The sequence below is a fragment of the Amycolatopsis sp. genome, from assembly GCF_025464955.1.
Classification (GTDB): Bacteria; Actinomycetota; Actinomycetes; order Mycobacteriales; family Pseudonocardiaceae; genus Amycolatopsis.
In genome coordinates, this window is record NZ_JAODNM010000093.1 from 133,722 (window position 1) to 150,989 (window position 17,268).

The following is a 17,268-nucleotide window of genomic DNA, read 5'->3' on the forward strand; positions in this document are numbered from 1 at the left end:
ACCAGGGACGTCGGTGGGCAGCTGCCCACCGACGTCCCTCTGTTTGTCGTGCGCTGGGCGGGTTGAGGCCCTGAAGTGCAGTTAGCGGGCTAAATGTAGCGCTTAGCGTGCGCAAGTAATTGGGGGCGGAGGGGAGGCGTGGGCGGGTAGGGAGTGGCGCATTGGGGTGTAAAGATGCCTAAGTTGGGGATAGATGGGGTATGATTGGGGAAAATAGGGAGTGATGGAGTGGTGTCGCAGGAGTTGTACTCGGTCGAGCAGGTCGCTGAGCGGCTGGGGCTGCATGTCCGCACGGTCCGCAACTACGTGCGGGACGGACGGCTCAAGGCGGTCCGCATCGGCAAGCAGTACCGCATCGCGCGGGAGGATCTCGAGGCGCTGACCGGGCGCCCGACGACGACGCCCAGCGAGGACGCGCGACGTCATCGGCACGTCGAGGTCTCGAGCATCGTGCAGGTTGACGCGATCGACCAGGACACGGCGAACCGCGTGGCGACGATGGTCATGGCCTCCCTCAATGGCCGCCAGCAGGGGGATGCGCCCCTGCGCGTCCAGACCGCGTACGACGAAGAGAGGGCGAGCATGAAGATCGTTGTCCTGGGCGACGTGGAGGACACCGCCGAGCTGCTGCGGATCATCGGCGCGTTGACGGAGGTGGACCGATGACCGGCATCTATCGGTCCGAGGCCGGCGCGCGTGCGATCCAGCAGCGCTACCGCGAGCTCCTCGACAGCTGGCCGGTCGACGCCGAAGAGCGCCGCATACCCACCAGTCAGGGGGTGACGTTCGTCGTCGTCAGCGGACCCGAGGACGCCGCGCCGTTGGTGGTGCTGCAGGGTTCCGGGGCGAATTCGGCGATGCTGATGCCGTCCATCAAGCCGCTGGCCGAGCATCACCGCGTCTACTCCATCGACGTCATCGGCGAGCCGGGCTTCAGCGCCCCTTCCCGACCGCCGATGACGTCCGACGCGTACGCGCGGTGGCTGGACGAGGTGCTCGACGCGCTTGGGCTGACCAGCGTGTTCTTCCTGGGGACGTCGCTCGGCGGCTGGATGTCCATCGACTACGCCACTCGACGTTCGGAGCGGGTGACACGACTGGCACTTCTGGTACCGGCCGGTATCGGCAGGCAGAAGCTCGGCGTGCTGGTCAAGTTCGTCCTGATGCTCCCCTTCGGCGAGTGGGGGCGCCGCCGGTCCATGATGTCCGCCATCGGCGCGTCTTCCGAGGAGGCACGAAAGCACCCGCTGATCGTCTTCTCCCTGCTCGTCTTCAAGCACTTCAAACCGCGGGTGTCGGTTCCCGCGTTCGACGACGGCACCCTGCGCCGGCTGACCATGCCGGTGCTGGCCGTCGCGGGTGCGCGCGACAAGATGATCGACGCCGGACAGACCAAGCGTCGCCTCGAAAACCTGGTGCCGCACGCGGAAGTCCACCTGATGCCCGAAGACGGTCACTTCCTGTCGCCCCAGACCGACCGGGTCCTCGGGTTCCTCGCCGACGCCGAGCCGGTGGTCCACGATGGCTGACCTGATCTTCGGCGGCACCCGCGTCCTCGTCTGCGAGCCGGACGGGGAGAAGCTGTACAGCGACCGCGACGTCGTCAGCGTTTTCGGCGACGCCATTTGGTCGCAGAGCGTCGAGTTGGTCGCCGTGCCGGTGGAACGGTTCGGCGAGGGATTCTTCACCCTGAGCACCAGGATGGCCGGAGAGATCATCCAGAAGTTCGTCACCTATCGGCTGCGCCTGGCGATAGTGGGCGACATCTCCGCGCACCTCGCGGCGAGTTCGGCGTTGCGCGCCTTCGTCTACGAGTCCAACAGGGGGCGAGACGTCTGGTTCGTCGCCGACCTCGACGAGCTGCGCTCGCGGCTCGAAAGCGTTCACGCCGGCTAAAGGCGAGCAGCGGCGGCTTCGTGGACGTCGTCGGTGAGCGGAGCGTGTTGCGCGGCGAGTAGTCGGACTTCGCGTTCGCAGTCCCAAAGTGCCTCGGGCAGCCGGCGGCCCTCGCGCTGCCGCGTTGCAGGGCGCCGTGCAACGTCTCGGACGGGGCGTAGGACCACGGTTCGCCTGGCTCTGTGTCGTCAGTCATCGGCGCCAGTGTGGGTTGTCGGCCGATCCCGTGGCCAGCGGTTTTCCGGTGGATTCATCACCCGGCCAGGTGTCTTGACATCAGCCCGGCTGCCGTGTGTACTTGTCTTTATCGAACGCATGTTCGACTGTCTTGTTCGGCTGTGTTGGCTGAGTGAGTACCTTGAGCCGCCTTCCCCGCGGTGCTGGAAATGCCGTTCGGCGTGCGCTGTTCGTCGTCGGCTTGGGCTGTGGTGGGAGGGCGATCCGCGATGTCGGCTGCGGCGATGACGGACGCCCGGGTGGCTCCGTTGGCGCGGCTCGCCGCCCTGCCCGGGGTGAGCACGGCCAGCGGAGTGGCGTCCGCGGCCGAGCACGCCCACGCGACGGGTGAGGTCCTTCCGGTTCTCCCGTCGCTGGCCGGCCTGCTGCCCGTGACGGGGCTTCGGCGCGGGAGCACCGTCACGGTCCGCGGGTCGGCTTCGCTGTTGCTGGCGCTGCTGGTCGAGGCGACCCGCACCGGGTCGTGGGCCGCCGTGGTCGGGATGCCGTCCCTCGGCCTGGTCGCGGCGGCGGAGCTCGGTGTCGATATCGGGCGGTTGGCGCTGGTTCCCCGCCCCGGCGCGGAATTCGCGTCGGTGACGGCCGCGCTGCTGGACGGGGTGGCGATGGTCGTCGTCGGGATCCCGGAGGGCACCGGGGCCGCCGGGGTGAACCCGCAGGTGGCGCGGCGGCTTTCCGCGCGGGCCCGGCACCGGGGAGCTGTGCTGCTGTCCTTCGGCGCGTGGCCGGGGGCCGATCTGGAGCTGTCCTGCGAACCGGGCCGGTGGTCCGGGCTGGAAGCAGGCCGCGGCCACCTGCGCGAGCGAGAGGCCGTGGTGCGCGTGCGTGGCCGAGGTGCGGCCGCGCGCCCGATCCGCGCCGAGCTGCTGCTGCCGGGGCCCGACGGAGTGGCCGAGCGCCCGGTCGAGACGGCCGTTCCGGTGCTGCGTGAGCTGGAGGTCGGATGAGCGGGGAGCTTCCGGTTCGCATGCTGGTGCTGTGGTGCCCGGACTGGCCCACGGTGGCCGCCGGGGCCGCCGAAGGGGTGCCCATGCATCGCCCGATCGCGGTGTTCTCGGCCAACCGGGTGGTCGCGTGTTCCGCCGTCGCGCGGGCGAGCGGGATCCGCCGCGGGATGCGGCGGCGGCAGGCCCAGGCCCACTGTCCCGAGCTGGCGGTGTTCGACGACGACGAGGCACGGGACGCGCGGCTGTTCGAGGCGGTCGCCGCGGCGGTGGAGGAGCTCGTCGTCGGGGTCGAGGTGGTGCGGCCGGGAGTCGTCGCGGTGCCGGTCTCCGGCGCGGCGGGGTACTTCGGCGGGGAGGACAACCTGCTCGAGCTGCTGACGGACCACGTGTCGGGCACCGCGGGCGTGGAATGCCAGCTCGGGGTCGCCGACGGGCTGTTCGCCGCGCAGCTCGCGGCTCGCCGTTCGGCGTTGGTCGAGCGCGGTGCGGCCGCGGAGTTCCTCGCCGGGCTGAGCATCGCCGAACTCGACCAACCGGGCTCTGAGCGGGCGGAGCTGGTGGACCTGTTGAGCCGCTTGGGTTTGCGCACTCTCGGTGCGTTCGCCGCGCTGTCCGAACGGGAGGTGGCTTCCCGCTTCCCGCAGGACGCGGTGCTCGCGCACCGGCTGGCCAGAGGCCTTTCCGCGCGGCCGCCGCTGCGTCGCAGGCCGCCTGCGGACCTGTCCGTCACCAAGACGTTCGACCCCGTTCTCGCCAAGGTGGACGAGGCGGCCTTCATCGCGAAAGCGCTCGGCGAGACGTTCCACCAGGGCCTGCTGGGCCACGGGCTCGCCTGCACCCGGTTGGGCATCTACGCGGTCACGGAAAGCGGTGAGGAGCTCAGCCGCGTCTGGCGCTGCGCGGAACCGCTGACGCCGCAGGGGGTGGCGGACAGGGTGCGCTGGCAGTTCGAGGGCTGGCTGCGCGGGGCGCCCGGCAGCCGGCCGATGTCCGGGGTTTCCCGGCTGCGCCTGGAGCCTGAGGAGCTCGTCAAGGGAAAGTCGCTGCAACTCGGGCTGTGGCACGGCGGCACCGCGGGGGCGTTCCAAACGGCGGGGGAGGAACAGACCCTCGAAGCCGAGCAGGCCGGGCGCGCGCTGGTCCGCGTTCAGGGTCTGCTCGGCCCCGAGGGGGTCTTCACCGCTGTGCTCGGTGGTGGCCGGAGCCCCGCCGAGCGCGTCCGGCTGGTGCCGTGGGGCGACCAGTACACCGCGGCCGATCCGCCGGACGCGCCTTGGCCCGGCCGGTTCCCGTCGCCCTCCCCGGCGACCGTGCTCGCCCGCCCGGTCCCGGCGCGGGTCGTGGACTGGCAGGGGCGTGACGTGGGCATGACGCCACGCCACCGGTTCACCGCGCCCCCGGCCGCGGTGAGCCTGGCCGACGGGCCGGTGCGCCGGGTCCTGGGTTGGGCGGGGCCCTGGCTGTCGAGTGCCTGGCGCTGGGTGGGCGACGGCCGGAAAACCCGGGTGGGCCTGCAGGTCCTGCTCGACGGCGAGCCCGCCGAGGCGGTGCTGCTGACGCTCGAAGGCGTGGATAGTCCTTTGTGGATGGTGGAAGGGATGTACGACTGATCATGTACGAAGACCAGCACGGAACCCGGCTCCCGGGCCAGGGCGACGAGACGGACACGGAGCCGTTCGTTCCCGCACAACGACTCCACGAAGTTCTCTTGATGATCCCGTCACCGAGAACTTCCGCCGAAAACCGCCCGGGATAGGTCATGGCCTTCAACAATCCACCGATCCCGTGGAAGGACCTCGCCAACGCGCTCGACGGCGACGTCCCGCCCGGTGACGGCAACGACAGCCCGGCCTGGAGCCGTCATCGCGAGGGCTACCTGCGTCCGGCGGACCTCGCCGGCCTGCGGGCGGCCGACGACTCCGGGGCCAGGGCGCGGGTGCCCTACGCGGAACTGCACTGCCACTCCAACTTCAGTTTCCTCGACGGGGCAAGCCATCCCGAGGAGCTCGTCGAGGAAGCAGCGCGGCTGGAGCTCGACGCCATCGCGATCACCGATCACGACGGCATGTACGGCGCCGTGCGGTTCGCCGAGGCGGCCAGGGATCTGGGCGTCCGGACGGTGTTCGGCACCGAGTTGAGCTTCGGGCTTTCCGCTCCACAGAACGGGGTCGCCGACCCGGAGGGGGAGCACTTGCTGTTGCTGGCCAAGGGCAGCGACGGGTACGCGAACCTCTGCCGGGCGATCACGTCCGGGCAGCTCGCCGGGCACAACCGGGAGAAGTCCGAAGGCGGGCGGTCGGAAAAGGGACGGCCGATCTACTCACTGGACGCGGTCGTCGAGGAGGCCGCCGGCCACTGCGCGGTGTTGACGGGCTGCCGTAAGGGTTCCGTCCGCAAGGCCCTGCTCGCCGAAGGCCCGGCCGCCGCGGGCGAGCGGTTGCGAGAGCTGGTCGTGAGGTTCGGGAAGGACGACGTCTACGTCGAGCTGATCGACAGCGGGCTCCCGCTCGACAGCACGCACAACGACCTGCTGGCGGGGATGGCCCGTGAATTCGGGCTGCCGACCGTGGTCACCAATGCCGCGCACTACGCGAGGCCGGAGCGCGGACGACTCGCCGCCGCGGTCGCGGCGATCCGCGCGCGACGCGGTCTCGACGAGCTGGAGGGCTGGCTGCCGGCGGTGGGAACGGCGTTCCTGCGGTCCGGGATCGAGATGGCCGAACTCTTCGAGAACCACTACCCCGGCGCGGTGGGGCGGTCGGCGCTGCTCGGCATGGAATGCGCGTTCGACCTGCAGCTGGTGGCTCCGAGCCTGCCGCCCTTCGACGTGCCCGAGGGGCAGGACGAAGCAACGCACCTCAGGGAACTGACCTACGCCGGCGCCGCCGAGCGCTACGGAACGCGCGAGAAGAAACCCGAGGCATACACCCAGATCGATCACGAACTGGCGATCATCGAGGAGCTGAAGTTCCCCGGTTACTTCCTGATCGTCCACGACATCGTGGACTTCTGCCGCCGCAGCAACATCCTGTGCCAGGGCCGGGGGTCGGCGGCCAACTCGGCGGTCTGTTACGCGCTCGGCATCACCAAGGTGGACTCGGTCGGGTGGGGGCTACTGTTCGAGCGGTTCCTCGCACCAGACCGGGACGGCTACCCGGACATCGACCTCGACATCGAGTCCGACACCCGCGAGCAGGTCATCCAGCACGTCTACGGCAAGTACGGCAGGCTGTGCACCGCGCAGGTGGCGAACGTGATCACCTATCGGTCGCGGTCCGCGGTCCGGGACGCCGCGCGGGCGCTGGGCTACCCGCCGGGGCAGCAGGACGCGTGGAGCAAGCAGATCGACCGCTGGGGGCCGTTGCGGCTCACCGAAAAAGATCACGACCACGACATCCCGCCCGAGGTCGTCGGGCTGGCGTCCGCGCTGGAGGACTTCCCGCGGCATCTCGGCATCCACTCCGGCGGCATGGTCATCTGCGACCGGCCGGTGAGCGAGGTCTGCCCGATCGAATGGGCCCGGATGGCGGATCGCAGTGTCCTGCAATGGGAAAAGGAGGACTGCGCGACAGTCGGGCTGGTGAAGTTCGACCTACTCGGGCTGGGCATGCTCTCCGCACTGCACTACATGCTCGACCTGGTCCGGGAGTACCAGGGCGTCGAGATCGACCTCGGGAAGCTGGACCTCGAGGACATGAACATCTACGACATGCTGTGCCGCGCCGACGCACTGGGCGTGTTCCAGGTGGAGAGCCGCGCGCAGCTGGCCACCTTGCCGAGGTTGCGACCGCGGGAATTCTACGATCTCGCCGTCGAAGTCGCGTTGATCCGGCCGGGGCCGATCCAGGGTGGTTCGGTGCATCCCTATATCCGGCGGAAGACCGGGAAGGAGAAATGGGAGCACGACCATCCGCTGTTGAAGAAGGCTCTCGACAAGACGTGCGGGGTCCCGCTGTTCCAGGAACAGATGATGCAGATCTCGCTCGATGTCGCGAACTTCACCGCGGCGGAGGCAGATCAACTGCGCCACGCGATGGGGTCCAAGCGGTCCGAGAAGAAGATGGCGAAGCTGAAGCAGCGGTTCCTCGACGGCGCCGCCGCCAACGACGTCTCGCTGGAGCTCGCCGAGAAGATCTTCCTGAAACTCAAGGCGTTCGCGAACTTCGGTTTCCCGGAAAGCCACGCGCTGAGCTTCGCCTACCTCGTGTTCGCCAGCGCGTTTTTCAAGTATTACCACCCCGAAGCGTTCTGCGCGGCGCTGCTGCGGGCGCAGCCGATGGGGTTCTACTCGCCGCAGTCTCTGGTCGCCGACGCCCGGCGGCACGGGGTCACCGTCTACGGTCCGGACATCAACGCGAGCCTGCCACACGCGACGCTGGAACCCCTGCCGGACCAGGACACGAAGTTGGCTATCCGCAACGGACTTTCGGCAGTGCGGATGATCGGCCAACCCCTGGCCGAGAAGATCGTCGAAGAGCGCGAGCGGGACGGGCCGTTCGCCGACATGGCCGATGTCGCCCGGCGAGTGCGGTTGACGACGCCGCAGGTGGAGGCCCTGGCCACGGCCGGCGCGTTCGCCTGTTTCGGCCGGGACAGGCGGCAGGCGCTCTGGGCCGCGGGAGTGGTCGCCGGGGAGCGTCCGGAAAAGCTGCCGGGCACGGTCGTCGGCACGGAAGCCCCGGCCCTGCCCGGAATGGACGAGGTGGAGCTCGCGGTCGCCGACGTCTGGGCGACCGGGCTGTCCCCGGACAGCTACCCCACCCAGTTCATCCGCGACCGCCTCGACGCGCTCGGGGTCATCCCGGCCGCGAAGCTGCTCGACGCCGAAAACGGCAGCCGGGTGCTGATCGGCGGGGCGGTGACCCACCGGCAGCGCCCGGCGACCGCCGGCGGGATCACCTTCCTCAACATCGAGGACGAAACAGGCATGGTCAACGTCATCTGCACGATGGGCCTATGGCGCCGCTACCACCGCATAGCCCGGGGGAGCCCGGCGCTGCTGATCCGGGGCACCGTGGAAAAAGCCGAAGGCGTGGTCAGCATCCTCGCCGATCGGCTGCAGCACCTGCCCATGCGCATCACGGCGAAATCCCGGGACTTCCGATGACCCCATTTTTGGGGACGGGCTTGTGCGTGACGTGGTTGTCCAGCACCAGACTCCGTATATCAGCCGAAGATGCCGTCCAAGGGGTCAGAAAACCCGATGATCTGGTTTTCTAGTACACCTACAGCAATCACACCGTTGGCATGAACATTCGCCAGGCTCCCGACGTTGAGGTCGATGTCGGCGTTGGCCGCGGGCGCGGCCACCATCACGGCCGCCGTCGCCGCCGCGGCAACAGCAGCGACCTTCACCAGGATGCGCACGGGATTCTCCAGTTCGCCGAAGACTGTTGTCGAACTTGATCTTTGTCGCCGAACAGCCAGTGTGTCGATACTCCACACGCCTGAAAGAAGCACACTTTCGGGGACGGGTCCCGGGAAGGCGGATTAGCGTCCGCGCCATGGTGCGATTCATGATTCCGCTCGCTTGTTCGTTGTTGCTTGCCTCTGGCGGCGTCGCTGCCGCGGAGGCGAGCGTCGTCAGTCCACCCACGATCGATGGCTGGCGGCTGACACTCCCCATCGAGTCGGACAGCGGGAGTGCCAAAGTCCTCAACCCAGCCGAACTCGACCCGCCGTACCTCACCCGCGCGGACGATGGCAGCCTCGACTTCTGGGCGCCGACAGCCGGCACGACGACGAGTCATTCGGGCAGCCCACGCACGGAGTTGATCGACAATACCGGGTTCACCTCGGGCACCGGCGGCACTCACACACTGGCCGCCACCGTGACCGTCAACCAGGTGCCGAAGACCAGTAAAACCATTGTCCTCGGCCAGATCCACGGCGACCACGACCTGAGTTCCGACCCGTACACGCTGCTGTACTACACCGGCGGCACCGTGCACGTGAAGGTCAACCAGCAGAACTCCAGCGGTAGCAACTACCTCGACTACCCGCTGCTGACCGGCGTCGGCCTGGGAACCACCTTCAGCTACACCATCACCGACCAGGGCGACGGCACGCTGCATTTCACCGCCGCCCGCAACGGATCCACCCAGGAAAAGACCGCGCCCGTTCCTTCAGCCTGGTCCGGCGAAGATGTCCGTTTCCAGGCGGGTGACTACGAACAACTCAAGGGAGACCCCGAGGACGGCGACGGCGGCAAGGTCGCCTTCTCGGCTCTCACCGCGTCTTAGTCGACTGTTCGTTGAGCACGAGTTCCTCGAGGCGGTCCATGGAGTCGACGATGCCGTGCTCCATGCCGCTGCCGACAGCGGCGTCCCGCGCCTCGACGGACGGGAACACCGACCGCGTCCGCAGGCGGGTGAGCCCACCGTGGTCCTCGTACGTCATGGAATCCAGGGTGACGTGACCGGGCGCGCCGGCGAACTCGAAGGTCTGGACGATCGACTCGTTGTCGACGACCGCGTGGAAGACACCGCGGAAGCCGTACTCGTTGCCGTCGGCGTCGATGTGCACGTACTGGTAACCGCCGCCCGTGCGGACGTCGTATTCGATGACGCGCATCGACAGTTCGCGCGGTCCGAGCCACTGCGCGACGAGCTTCGGATCGGTCGACGCGCGGAACACCTGCGCGGGCGTCGCGTCGAAGTCGCGGACCACCTCGATGAACGGTGTCCCCGGCTGTGCGGTGATTTCGGTGGGGTGGCTCATTTTTCTTTCTCCTTAACGGTTTCGAGGACGGCGTCGAGCCGCCGGTACTGCTGTTCGGTCGCGAGCCGGTAGGTGTCGAGCCAGCTCGTCAACGCTTCGAGCGCCGCCGGGTCCAACCGGCACGGACGGCGCTGGGCGTCCCGGCTGCGCGTGATCAATCCGGCCGCTTCCAGCACTTGGATGTGCCGCGAAACGGCCTGTTTGGTGATCGGAAACGGTTCGGCCAGTTCGTTCACGGTCGCTTCGCCGCGTGAGAGGCGCGCGATCAAGGCCCGTCGCACCGGGTCTCCCAGTGCGGTGAAGGCTCGATCCAACTGATCGTCCGAAACCATGTAATCAACCAATCGCTTTGTCAACTGATGTGTTGACTATAGAGCTCCAGGGCACGTTCGTCCAGCCCTGACGGAAACTGGCTAGGGTGGCAGGGTGGGGCGACACGAGGGTGAGCAGGCGGGATCTTCCGCTCACTCCGGGGAAACCCCGGGGAGTACCACGTCACCGAAGCACAGCGCCCCGCGCAACCGGGCACGCTCCGCGAGCAGGATCGCGCGGGCGAACGGAGAACAGGTCACCCCCGCGTCGTCCCACGCCCGCCGGTTGTCCCTGCTCGGTCCGCAGCCGGTGTGGCGCTGGCAGGTCGCGCGCTGGGGAACGTTCGACGACTGCGCGCAGGCCCTCGACCTGACACCCGGTGAGCTGGATTGGTTTGCCGACGTCCGCGGGTGGAACCGGCGGGCTGAGCCGCCCCTGCGGCACTACCGGTACCACTGGATCCCCACCGCGAGCGGCGGCGTCCGGCTGCTCGAACAACCCAAGCCGCGCCTGGCGGAGTTGCAGCGTCGGGTCCTGCGGCACGTACTGGACGCCTTGCCGTTGCACGAGGCCGCGCACGGTTTCCGCCGCGGACATTCGGCCGCCACCTGTGCCGCGCCGCACGCCGGCCGGGACTTCGTGGTGCGGATGGACCTCGAGGGCTTCTTCCCGTCGGTGTCCGCGCCCCGGGTCCGCTCGCTGCTCCTGCTCGCGGGGTACCCCTACGCCGTCGCCGCCGCGCTAGCCGGCCTGCTCACCACGTCCACGCCGGTCGACGTCATCGCGGCCGCACCGGCCGGACAGCGCGACCTGAGCCGGCGGCGGACGCTGAACCGGCTCGCCGGCACCCATCTCCCTCAAGGCGCGCCTTCGTCGCCCGCGGTGGCGAACGCCGTCACCCACCATCTCGATCGGCGGCTGGCCAGGCTGTCGGCCGCCCTCGGCGCGACGTATACGCGTTATGCCGACGACCTCGCATTTTCCGGTTCGGCGGAGCTGCCGTTGCACCGGCTGCTGCCGGGCGTCCGGTTGATCGTGCGGGAGGAAGGGTTCCGGCTGCGGGACGCCAAGACGTCGATCGCCGCCGCTCACCAGCGGCAACGCGTCGCCGGGCTGGTGGTCAACTCGGCGCCCGCCGTGCCTCGCGACGACTACGACGCGTTGCGGGCGTTGCTGCACAACTGCGTCCGCACCGGGCCGGAGGCGCAGAACCACAACGGACACCCGGATTTTCGCGCGCACGTCCTCGGGCGGATCAGTTGGGCGGGCACGGCCCATCCGGCGCGCGCGGCGCGGCTGCGGGCGATGTTCGACCGCGTCGACTGGTGAGGCCTGGTGTGTGGCACCCTGCGTGATGTGGGCGAGATCGAGACCGGCGAGGACTACCGCGATGCGGTACTTCCCCGGGAACAGTGGGAAAAGCGTCAGTTCGTCGGCTGCGACTTCGCGGAGGCGGACCTCCGCTGGCTGCGGACGAGGGGCTGCACGTTCGACGACTGCGACTTCACCAAGACCGACCTCGGCGAGTCATGGCACGAGGCGTCGGCGTTCCGCTCGTGCACCTTCGACCGGACCGTGCTCGCCGACACCACGTGGAGCGGCCGCTCGTTCCTCGGTTCGTCCTTTGTGGACTGCCGGATGCGGCCGATGATGCTGCGGGAGACCGACTTCTCCCTGGCCGCGCTGGGCGGGGCGAAACTGCGGAAGATGAACTTCGCCGGGCTGCGGTTCCGCGAGGCCAACTTCACCGGCACCGACCTCACCGAGGCCGACCTGCGGGGCGCGGACCTGACCGGCGCGCGGCTCAGCGGCGCACGGTTGGAGGGCGCGGACCTCCGCGGCGCGAAGATCGACGCCAACGGCCTGGTCCAGGCTCAACTCCGGGGCGCGCACGTCGACCTCGACACCGCCGTCGCTTACGCCGCCGCTCACGGCCTCGTCGTGCACTAGGTCCACAGACCCCTCGGGGCCACCCCTGTGGCGTTGAACGCCACGGGGGTGGCCCCGAGGGAACGTGAGCGGCGCTAGTCGATCGGGGGGTCGCCCGGGTCGAGCTCGATCAGGTCGCCGCTGGCGAGGAGTTCCTCGACCGACGCCGGCAGCAGGTACGCGGCGCCGCCACCAGGCTGGTTGAACCACGGGATGGCCACGCCGGCGAGCGCGTCGAGGCCTCGTTGCACGCGGTACACGTGGTATGGGCGGTTAACCCACTCCGGCACCAGCGAGCGCTCCTCGAACGGCGTCCCGGCGGCGTAGGTCAGGTTGCCGTTCGGGCCACCGAAGCGATCCAGCTCGCTGCCGGCGGGCAGTTCGCGCATTTCCTTGCCGCGGAACAGCGTCAGCGGCGGTTCCCCGGACGCCGGTTGGATGGGCCACTGCTGGTTGCCCGCACCCGGACGCTCGGCCTGCGCGGCGGCAGGCGGGCGGACGGGCTCTTCACGACGCGGCGGCGGTGCCTGCTGCGGAACAGGAGGCATGGGCATCGGCATCGGAAGCGCCGTGGTCGGTGTCGGAGGCGGCGGCTCCCGGCGCGGCGGAAGCAATGGCGGCGGCGGGCTCAGTGGCGGCACGACGCTACCGATGTCGGTTTCGTCCAGCCCGCCGCGGATCGGCAGCTCTTCGGCAGCCGGCGGCTCCTGGACGAGTGCGTGCCCACCGGTCGACTGCGGCTCGGGCGACCCCGTCGCGAGGTCTGGCGACAGCGTGGCGAACACCGGCGCCGGGGTGGTGTCGATGTCGGGCTCGGGCTCGGGTTCCGGCGCCGCGTTGGCGACGTTGCCCGATGGGTTGAGCAGCAGCTTGCCCAGCATGAACGCGGTGGCGTCCTCGGCGTCACCGAACACGGCCGGGTTGGCCAGTTCGCCGTCGTACCAGCCGACCCGCCAGCCGGCGTCGGTCTCTTCGACGCTCCAGCCGTGGTCGGTCGGCTCCCCGAGGCGGTACAGCTCCTCGTGGATGTCCAGCTCGTCGAGCTTCGACTGCAACCGCTGCAGCTCGGGCTGCGGCGGCGCGGGCCGACGCGGTGGCGGCGCCTGCAGCGGTGCGGCCTGGTGGGCAGCCGGCTCCGGCTGGGCGAGGGGTTCCGGCGCCGGTTCCTGCCGTATCGGCACCACCGGCTGGGAGACCATCGTCAGCGGACCCGGATCGATCTGCGGGCCGGGGAGGTACGTCGTCCCCTGGTCGACGAGGGCTTCCGCACCGTTGGACGCCGCCGCGTGCGCCGGGGCGTCAAGCGGCAGCTCGGCGAAGTGGTCCGGTTGGCTGAAACCGTCACCGTTGTCCGAATGGACACTCTCGTGGCCGTTCGCGTGATCACCGTGCTCGAGTTCGTGGCCGTTGTCCTCGAAGTGCTCGTCGAACTCGGCGGGCTCGTCGTGGTACTGGGCCTGGTCGAACTCGTCGAACGGCGGCACCGGCTCGTCGGCTACGTGGTTCGACTCGAGGTCCGTGTCGAACTCGGGCTGAGCGGGCTGGAGAAGCCCGTTGTCGCCGACGACGAGCGGCACCGAGGTTGGTGCCGGCGGCGGCTGCAGAGGGGGAGCGAGCGGCGGAGGTGGCGGTGCCATGGGCTGCTGCTGCATCTGCGGGGGCGGTCCGGCCTGCGGCGGCGGACCCTGCGGCGGCGGACCCTGCTGACCCGGAGGACCCGGCGGCCGTGGCGGCTGGAGGTACGCCCCGGCGGCCAGGAGGGTCTGGTCGTTGACCTCGGGCAGCACAAAACCGGCCGACCGGACGTGCTCGAGCAGGTCGTTCTCCGGGGACACGCCGTATTCGCGCAGGTAGAAGTTGACCGCGGCGGGCCAGATCCAGACGCCGTCGCTGTGGAACGCGACGGGCACGGTGGCTTCGGGCGTCTGCGCGAGCCTGTCGACGTCGTAACCGCGCTCGGGCACGACGAGCGGCGCGGAGTCGAGGTAGTTCAGCAGCCTGTCCTGCTCCTCGACGTCGAGGTCGGGACGGTTGATCACCGGACGGCCTGCCGGTCCGACGGCGTCGAAGATCCGCGCGATCCGGAACCGCGGGCCCGGCTGCTCGGTGGGGAGACCGGACATGCGCCGGATCACCCAGTCCGGCACGTTCTCCTCGGAGCGTGGGTACATCCGCAGCTCGTCGGAGTACGCCTGCGGGGGCGGGACGAGGTTCCATTGGGGCTCGTCGCGGTTGTACTCGAGGTTGTAGCTGGAGGGGTGGTCGAGCTGGTAACGCGCGTTGAACCAGGTCCCCCGGCCGTCTCGGTACATGCCGCCGCGGAGCCTGCCGAACAGCGTCGCGATGTCGTGGGTCGCGACCCACTCCTGCACGGTGCCGTCCTCGGTAACGATCTCGCCGGTCATCTCGTGGTACCTGCCGACGGCTCGGTACTCCGCGGTGACCCGGCGCCAATCGCGCGGGGCAGCACGGAGCAGGGCGAGGCCGATCTGCTTGACCAGGGTGTCCTGCTCGGTTGCGTTCAGCTGGGTCGTCGGTTGTGCCACAGGGACATTTTGACTGCTTAATCGCCCGCGTGCACCCCGCATGTGAGTATTACGGCTACGCCAACCGGGGCAGCGGGCTCTGACCTGGTGTAACACTCGTGTGAAAGGTCATAGATCACCCTTCTTCAGTGGAGCTCGCCGGCGGCCGTAACGAAACGGTGTCGCCGATCCGCGACGAATTGATCACGCACGGCTACTTCGACGGCCTCGGTGGCGGCCTCACGAGCGGTGGGATGATGGTGACGTGACCGCTTCAGTGCTTGACGGCAAGGCGACCAAGGACGCGATCTTCGCGGAGCTCAAACCGCGGGTGGCGGCGCTGGCGGAGCGGGGGGTGACGCCGGGGCTGGGCACGGTCCTCGTCGGCGACGACCCCGGCTCACATTCTTACGTGCGGATGAAGCACGCGGACAGCGCGAAGATCGGCGTCAACTCGATCCGTCGCGACCTGCCCGCGGACATCACCCAGGGCAAGCTCGAAGCGGTTATCGACGAGCTCAACGCCGACCCCGAGTGTCACGGTTACATCGTCCAGCTCCCGCTGCCGAAGCACCTCGATGCCGGCGCGATCCTGGAGCGCATCGACCCGGAAAAGGACGCCGACGGGCTCGCGCCGGTCAGCCTCGGCAGGCTGGTGCTCGGCGAGGCCGGTTCGCTGCCGTGCACTCCGTTCGGCATCGTCGAGCTGCTGCACCGCCACAACGTGCCGCTGAACGGCGCCAACGTCACCGTCGTCGGCCGTGGGATCACCGTCGGCCGCACCATGGGCCTGCTGCTGACCCGCCGCAGCGAGAACGCCACAGTGACGCTGTGTCACACCGGCACGCGTGACCTCGCCGCCGAAGTCCGCCGCGCCGACATCGTCATCGCCGCCGCCGGGGTCGCCGGGATCATCACGCCCGACATGGTCAAGCCGGGCGCTGCGGTGCTCGACGTCGGTGTCTCCCACGTCGACGGCAAGCTCGCCGGTGACGTGGCGCCGGGCGTCGAAGAGGTGGCCGGCTGGCTGTCGCCCAACCCGGGCGGTGTCGGGCCGATGACCAGGGCGATGCTGGTCAGCAACGTCGTGGCCGCCGCGGAACGCGCACTTCAGCGCGTCGGCTGATGGCTGTGCCCAGCCACCAGCGTGACCGCAAGGCGGCGCTGACCCAGCTGCCGTTCTCGCTGGTCATGCTGATCGTCGTCATCGCCGGCCTGCGGATCTTCCAGTACCACTGGCGCGAGGGCACCGCGCTCATCGGCGGCGCGCTGATGGTCGCCGCGGTGCTTCGGGCGATCCTGTCGACCGAGCAGGCCGGCCTGCTTGCCATCAGGGGCAAGCCGGTCGACGTGCTCAGCTACGCGGGTCTGTCCGTGCTGATCCTTTTCGTCACGTTCACCATCACTGGTGGTCCCCTCTCGTGAGTGTTCCGGCCCGTTCTAGGCGGCCGGAACACTCACGAGCCACGCTGGGTCAGGCCGAGATCAGCTCACGTTCGGGCGTGGGATCCGCCTTGGCCTGACGGCGGTCCATGCCGCCGGAGACAGCGGCCAGGCTCAGGCCCAGCACGGCGAGGATCGCGCCGACGGCGTTGGGCGCGACCAGGCCGAGCCCGCCGGCGATGACCAGGCCACCGAGCCAGGCGCCGATCGAGTTCGCGATGTTGAACGCCGACTGGATGGCGGCCGACACCAGTGACGGCGTGCCGCCGGCCTTCTCCATGATCCGCGCCTGCATCATCGGGCCGATCATGAAGCCGGCGACGCCGACGAAGAAGATCGTGATGGCGGCGCCGACCTTGCTCTGCGCGGTGACCGTGAAGACACCGAGCACGACGGCGAGCGACACCAGCGCGATGTACAGGCTGGGCATCAACGCCCGGTCGGCGAGCCTGCCGCCGAGGATGTTGCCGATGGTCATGCCGACGCCGGCCAGCGAGAGCAGCAGAGGGACGTCGCCGGCGGAGAAGCCGGCCACGTCGGTCAGCATCGGGGTGATGTAGGACAGGCAGGCGAAGACGCCGCCGAGCCCGAACGTCACGATCGCGAGCGCCAGCCAGACCTGCGGCCGCTTGAACGCGCTCAGCTCGCCTCGGATCGAGGGTTCGACGGGTTTGCCCTGGTGGGGGACAAGTTTCGCGATGGCGGCGATGGCGACCAGGCCGATCACCGCGACCACGAGGAACGTCGCGCGCCAGCCGACGCGCTGACCGAGCAGGGTGCCGAGCGGCACGCCCACGACGTTGGCCAGCGTGAGGCCCAGGAACATCATCGAGACGGCCTTCGCGCGGTTGCGCTTCTCGACCAGGCTGGACGCGACGACCGCGCCCGCGCCGAAGAACGCGCCGTGCGGCAGGCCGGCGAGGAAGCGGAACGCGACGCCGAACTCCTGGTTCGGCGACATCGCGAACAGGACGTTGCCCAGGGTGAACAGGCCCATCATGAGCAGCAACATGGTCTTGCGCGGCAGCCGGACCGCCAGCGCGGTCAACGTCGGGGCGCCGACGACCACACCGACCGCGTACGCGGTGATGAGGTAGCCGGCGGTGGGGATGGAGACTCCGAAATCGGCGGAGGCCTGCGGCAGCACCCCCATCATGACGAACTCGGTGGTGCCGATGCCGAAGGCACCGATGGCGAGCGCGAACAGCGCGATGGGCACGGTCTTCCTCTCGGGTAATCGATTTCTCAGCTAGGCGAAC

Annotated in this window: 16 protein-coding genes; 11 read left to right on the forward strand and 5 right to left on the reverse strand. The window is 69.3% G+C overall.

Translation table 11 applies throughout. The features are described 5' to 3' along the window. Positions 1-231 precede the first annotated feature (231 nt). From JWQ81_RS21640 to JWQ81_RS21665, 6 genes are all read left to right on the forward strand, one after another. Entirely contained in the window at positions 232-666 is a 435-nt protein-coding gene (locus JWQ81_RS21640) for a helix-turn-helix domain-containing protein (protein WP_297544338.1), read from the forward strand. Beyond that, on the forward strand, positions 663-1,529 hold the full coding sequence (locus tag JWQ81_RS21645; protein WP_297544285.1) for an alpha/beta fold hydrolase: 867 nt from the start codon (positions 663-665) through the stop codon (positions 1,527-1,529). Before JWQ81_RS21640 ends, JWQ81_RS21645 begins: the two co-directional genes overlap by 4 nt. Next, complete coding sequence (locus JWQ81_RS21650; protein WP_297544286.1) at positions 1,522-1,896, forward strand: DUF4180 domain-containing protein; 375 nt, start codon at positions 1,522-1,524, stop codon at positions 1,894-1,896. The genes JWQ81_RS21645 and JWQ81_RS21650 overlap by 8 nt, the downstream gene beginning before the upstream one ends. 461 nt (positions 1,897-2,357) lie before the next feature. Beyond that, positions 2,358-3,080, forward strand: coding sequence for a hypothetical protein (locus tag JWQ81_RS21655; protein ID WP_297544287.1), 723 nt, complete (start codon positions 2,358-2,360; stop codon positions 3,078-3,080). Then, entirely contained in the window at positions 3,077-4,690 is a 1,614-nt protein-coding gene (locus JWQ81_RS21660) for a DNA polymerase Y family protein (RefSeq protein ID WP_297544288.1), read from the forward strand. Before JWQ81_RS21655 ends, JWQ81_RS21660 begins: the two co-directional genes overlap by 4 nt. A gap of 149 nt (positions 4,691-4,839) precedes the next feature. Beyond that, positions 4,840-8,187, forward strand: coding sequence for an error-prone DNA polymerase (locus tag JWQ81_RS21665; protein ID WP_297544289.1), 3,348 nt, complete (start codon positions 4,840-4,842; stop codon positions 8,185-8,187). A gap of 59 nt (positions 8,188-8,246) precedes the next feature. On the opposite strand, the gene JWQ81_RS21670 is transcribed toward JWQ81_RS21665, so the two are convergent. Further along, positions 8,247-8,447 carry a hypothetical protein gene (locus JWQ81_RS21670; protein WP_297544290.1) on the reverse strand — a complete coding sequence of 67 codons (201 nt, stop codon included), beginning with the start codon at positions 8,445-8,447 and terminating at the stop codon, positions 8,247-8,249. A gap of 137 nt (positions 8,448-8,584) precedes the next feature. Between JWQ81_RS21670 and JWQ81_RS21675 the strand changes: the two genes are divergently transcribed. Next, the gene (locus tag JWQ81_RS21675) at positions 8,585-9,322 is read left to right on the forward strand and encodes a polysaccharide lyase family 7 protein (RefSeq protein WP_297544291.1); all 738 of its coding nucleotides are present in this window, start codon (positions 8,585-8,587) and stop codon (positions 9,320-9,322) included. On the opposite strand, the gene JWQ81_RS21680 is transcribed toward JWQ81_RS21675, so the two are convergent. Continuing rightward, the gene (locus JWQ81_RS21680; RefSeq protein WP_297544292.1) at positions 9,309-9,800 is read right to left on the reverse strand and encodes an SRPBCC family protein; all 492 of its coding nucleotides are present in this window, start codon (positions 9,798-9,800) and stop codon (positions 9,309-9,311) included. The genes JWQ81_RS21675 and JWQ81_RS21680 overlap by 14 nt on opposite strands. Then, positions 9,797-10,132 carry a metalloregulator ArsR/SmtB family transcription factor gene (locus tag JWQ81_RS21685; RefSeq protein ID WP_297544293.1) on the reverse strand — a complete coding sequence of 112 codons (336 nt, stop codon included), beginning with the start codon at positions 10,130-10,132 and terminating at the stop codon, positions 9,797-9,799. Before JWQ81_RS21685 ends, JWQ81_RS21680 begins: the two co-directional genes overlap by 4 nt. Positions 10,133-10,397: 265 nt before the next feature. Between JWQ81_RS21685 and JWQ81_RS21690 the strand changes: the two genes are divergently transcribed. Together JWQ81_RS21690 and JWQ81_RS21695 are read left to right on the forward strand one after the other, a co-directional pair. After that, positions 10,398-11,441, forward strand: coding sequence for a reverse transcriptase family protein (locus tag JWQ81_RS21690; protein ID WP_297544339.1), 1,044 nt, complete (start codon positions 10,398-10,400; stop codon positions 11,439-11,441). 36 nt (positions 11,442-11,477) lie between these two features. Beyond that, positions 11,478-12,062, forward strand: a complete 585-nt coding sequence (locus JWQ81_RS21695; protein WP_297544340.1) for a pentapeptide repeat-containing protein — start codon at positions 11,478-11,480, stop codon at positions 12,060-12,062. Between the two features lie 74 nt (positions 12,063-12,136). Here JWQ81_RS21695 and JWQ81_RS21700 read toward each other — a convergent pair whose 3' ends face one another. Next, complete coding sequence (locus JWQ81_RS21700; protein ID WP_297544294.1) at positions 12,137-14,629, reverse strand: TNT domain-containing protein; 2,493 nt, start codon at positions 14,627-14,629, stop codon at positions 12,137-12,139. A 202-nt stretch (positions 14,630-14,831) separates the two neighbouring features. Between JWQ81_RS21700 and JWQ81_RS21705 the strand changes: the two genes are divergently transcribed. Together JWQ81_RS21705 and JWQ81_RS21710 are read left to right on the forward strand one after the other, a co-directional pair. Next, the gene (locus JWQ81_RS21705; RefSeq protein ID WP_297544295.1) at positions 14,832-15,692 is read left to right on the forward strand and encodes a bifunctional methylenetetrahydrofolate dehydrogenase/methenyltetrahydrofolate cyclohydrolase; all 861 of its coding nucleotides are present in this window, start codon (positions 14,832-14,834) and stop codon (positions 15,690-15,692) included. After that, complete coding sequence (locus JWQ81_RS21710; protein WP_297544296.1) at positions 15,692-15,991, forward strand: DUF3017 domain-containing protein; 300 nt, start codon at positions 15,692-15,694, stop codon at positions 15,989-15,991. Before JWQ81_RS21705 ends, JWQ81_RS21710 begins: the two co-directional genes overlap by 1 nt. 49 nt (positions 15,992-16,040) lie before the next feature. On the opposite strand, the gene JWQ81_RS21715 is transcribed toward JWQ81_RS21710, so the two are convergent. Continuing rightward, positions 16,041-17,228: an MFS transporter gene (locus tag JWQ81_RS21715; RefSeq protein WP_297544297.1), complete on the reverse strand. Its 1,188-nt coding sequence runs from the start codon at positions 17,226-17,228 to the stop codon at positions 16,041-16,043. Positions 17,229-17,268 lie beyond the last annotated feature (40 nt).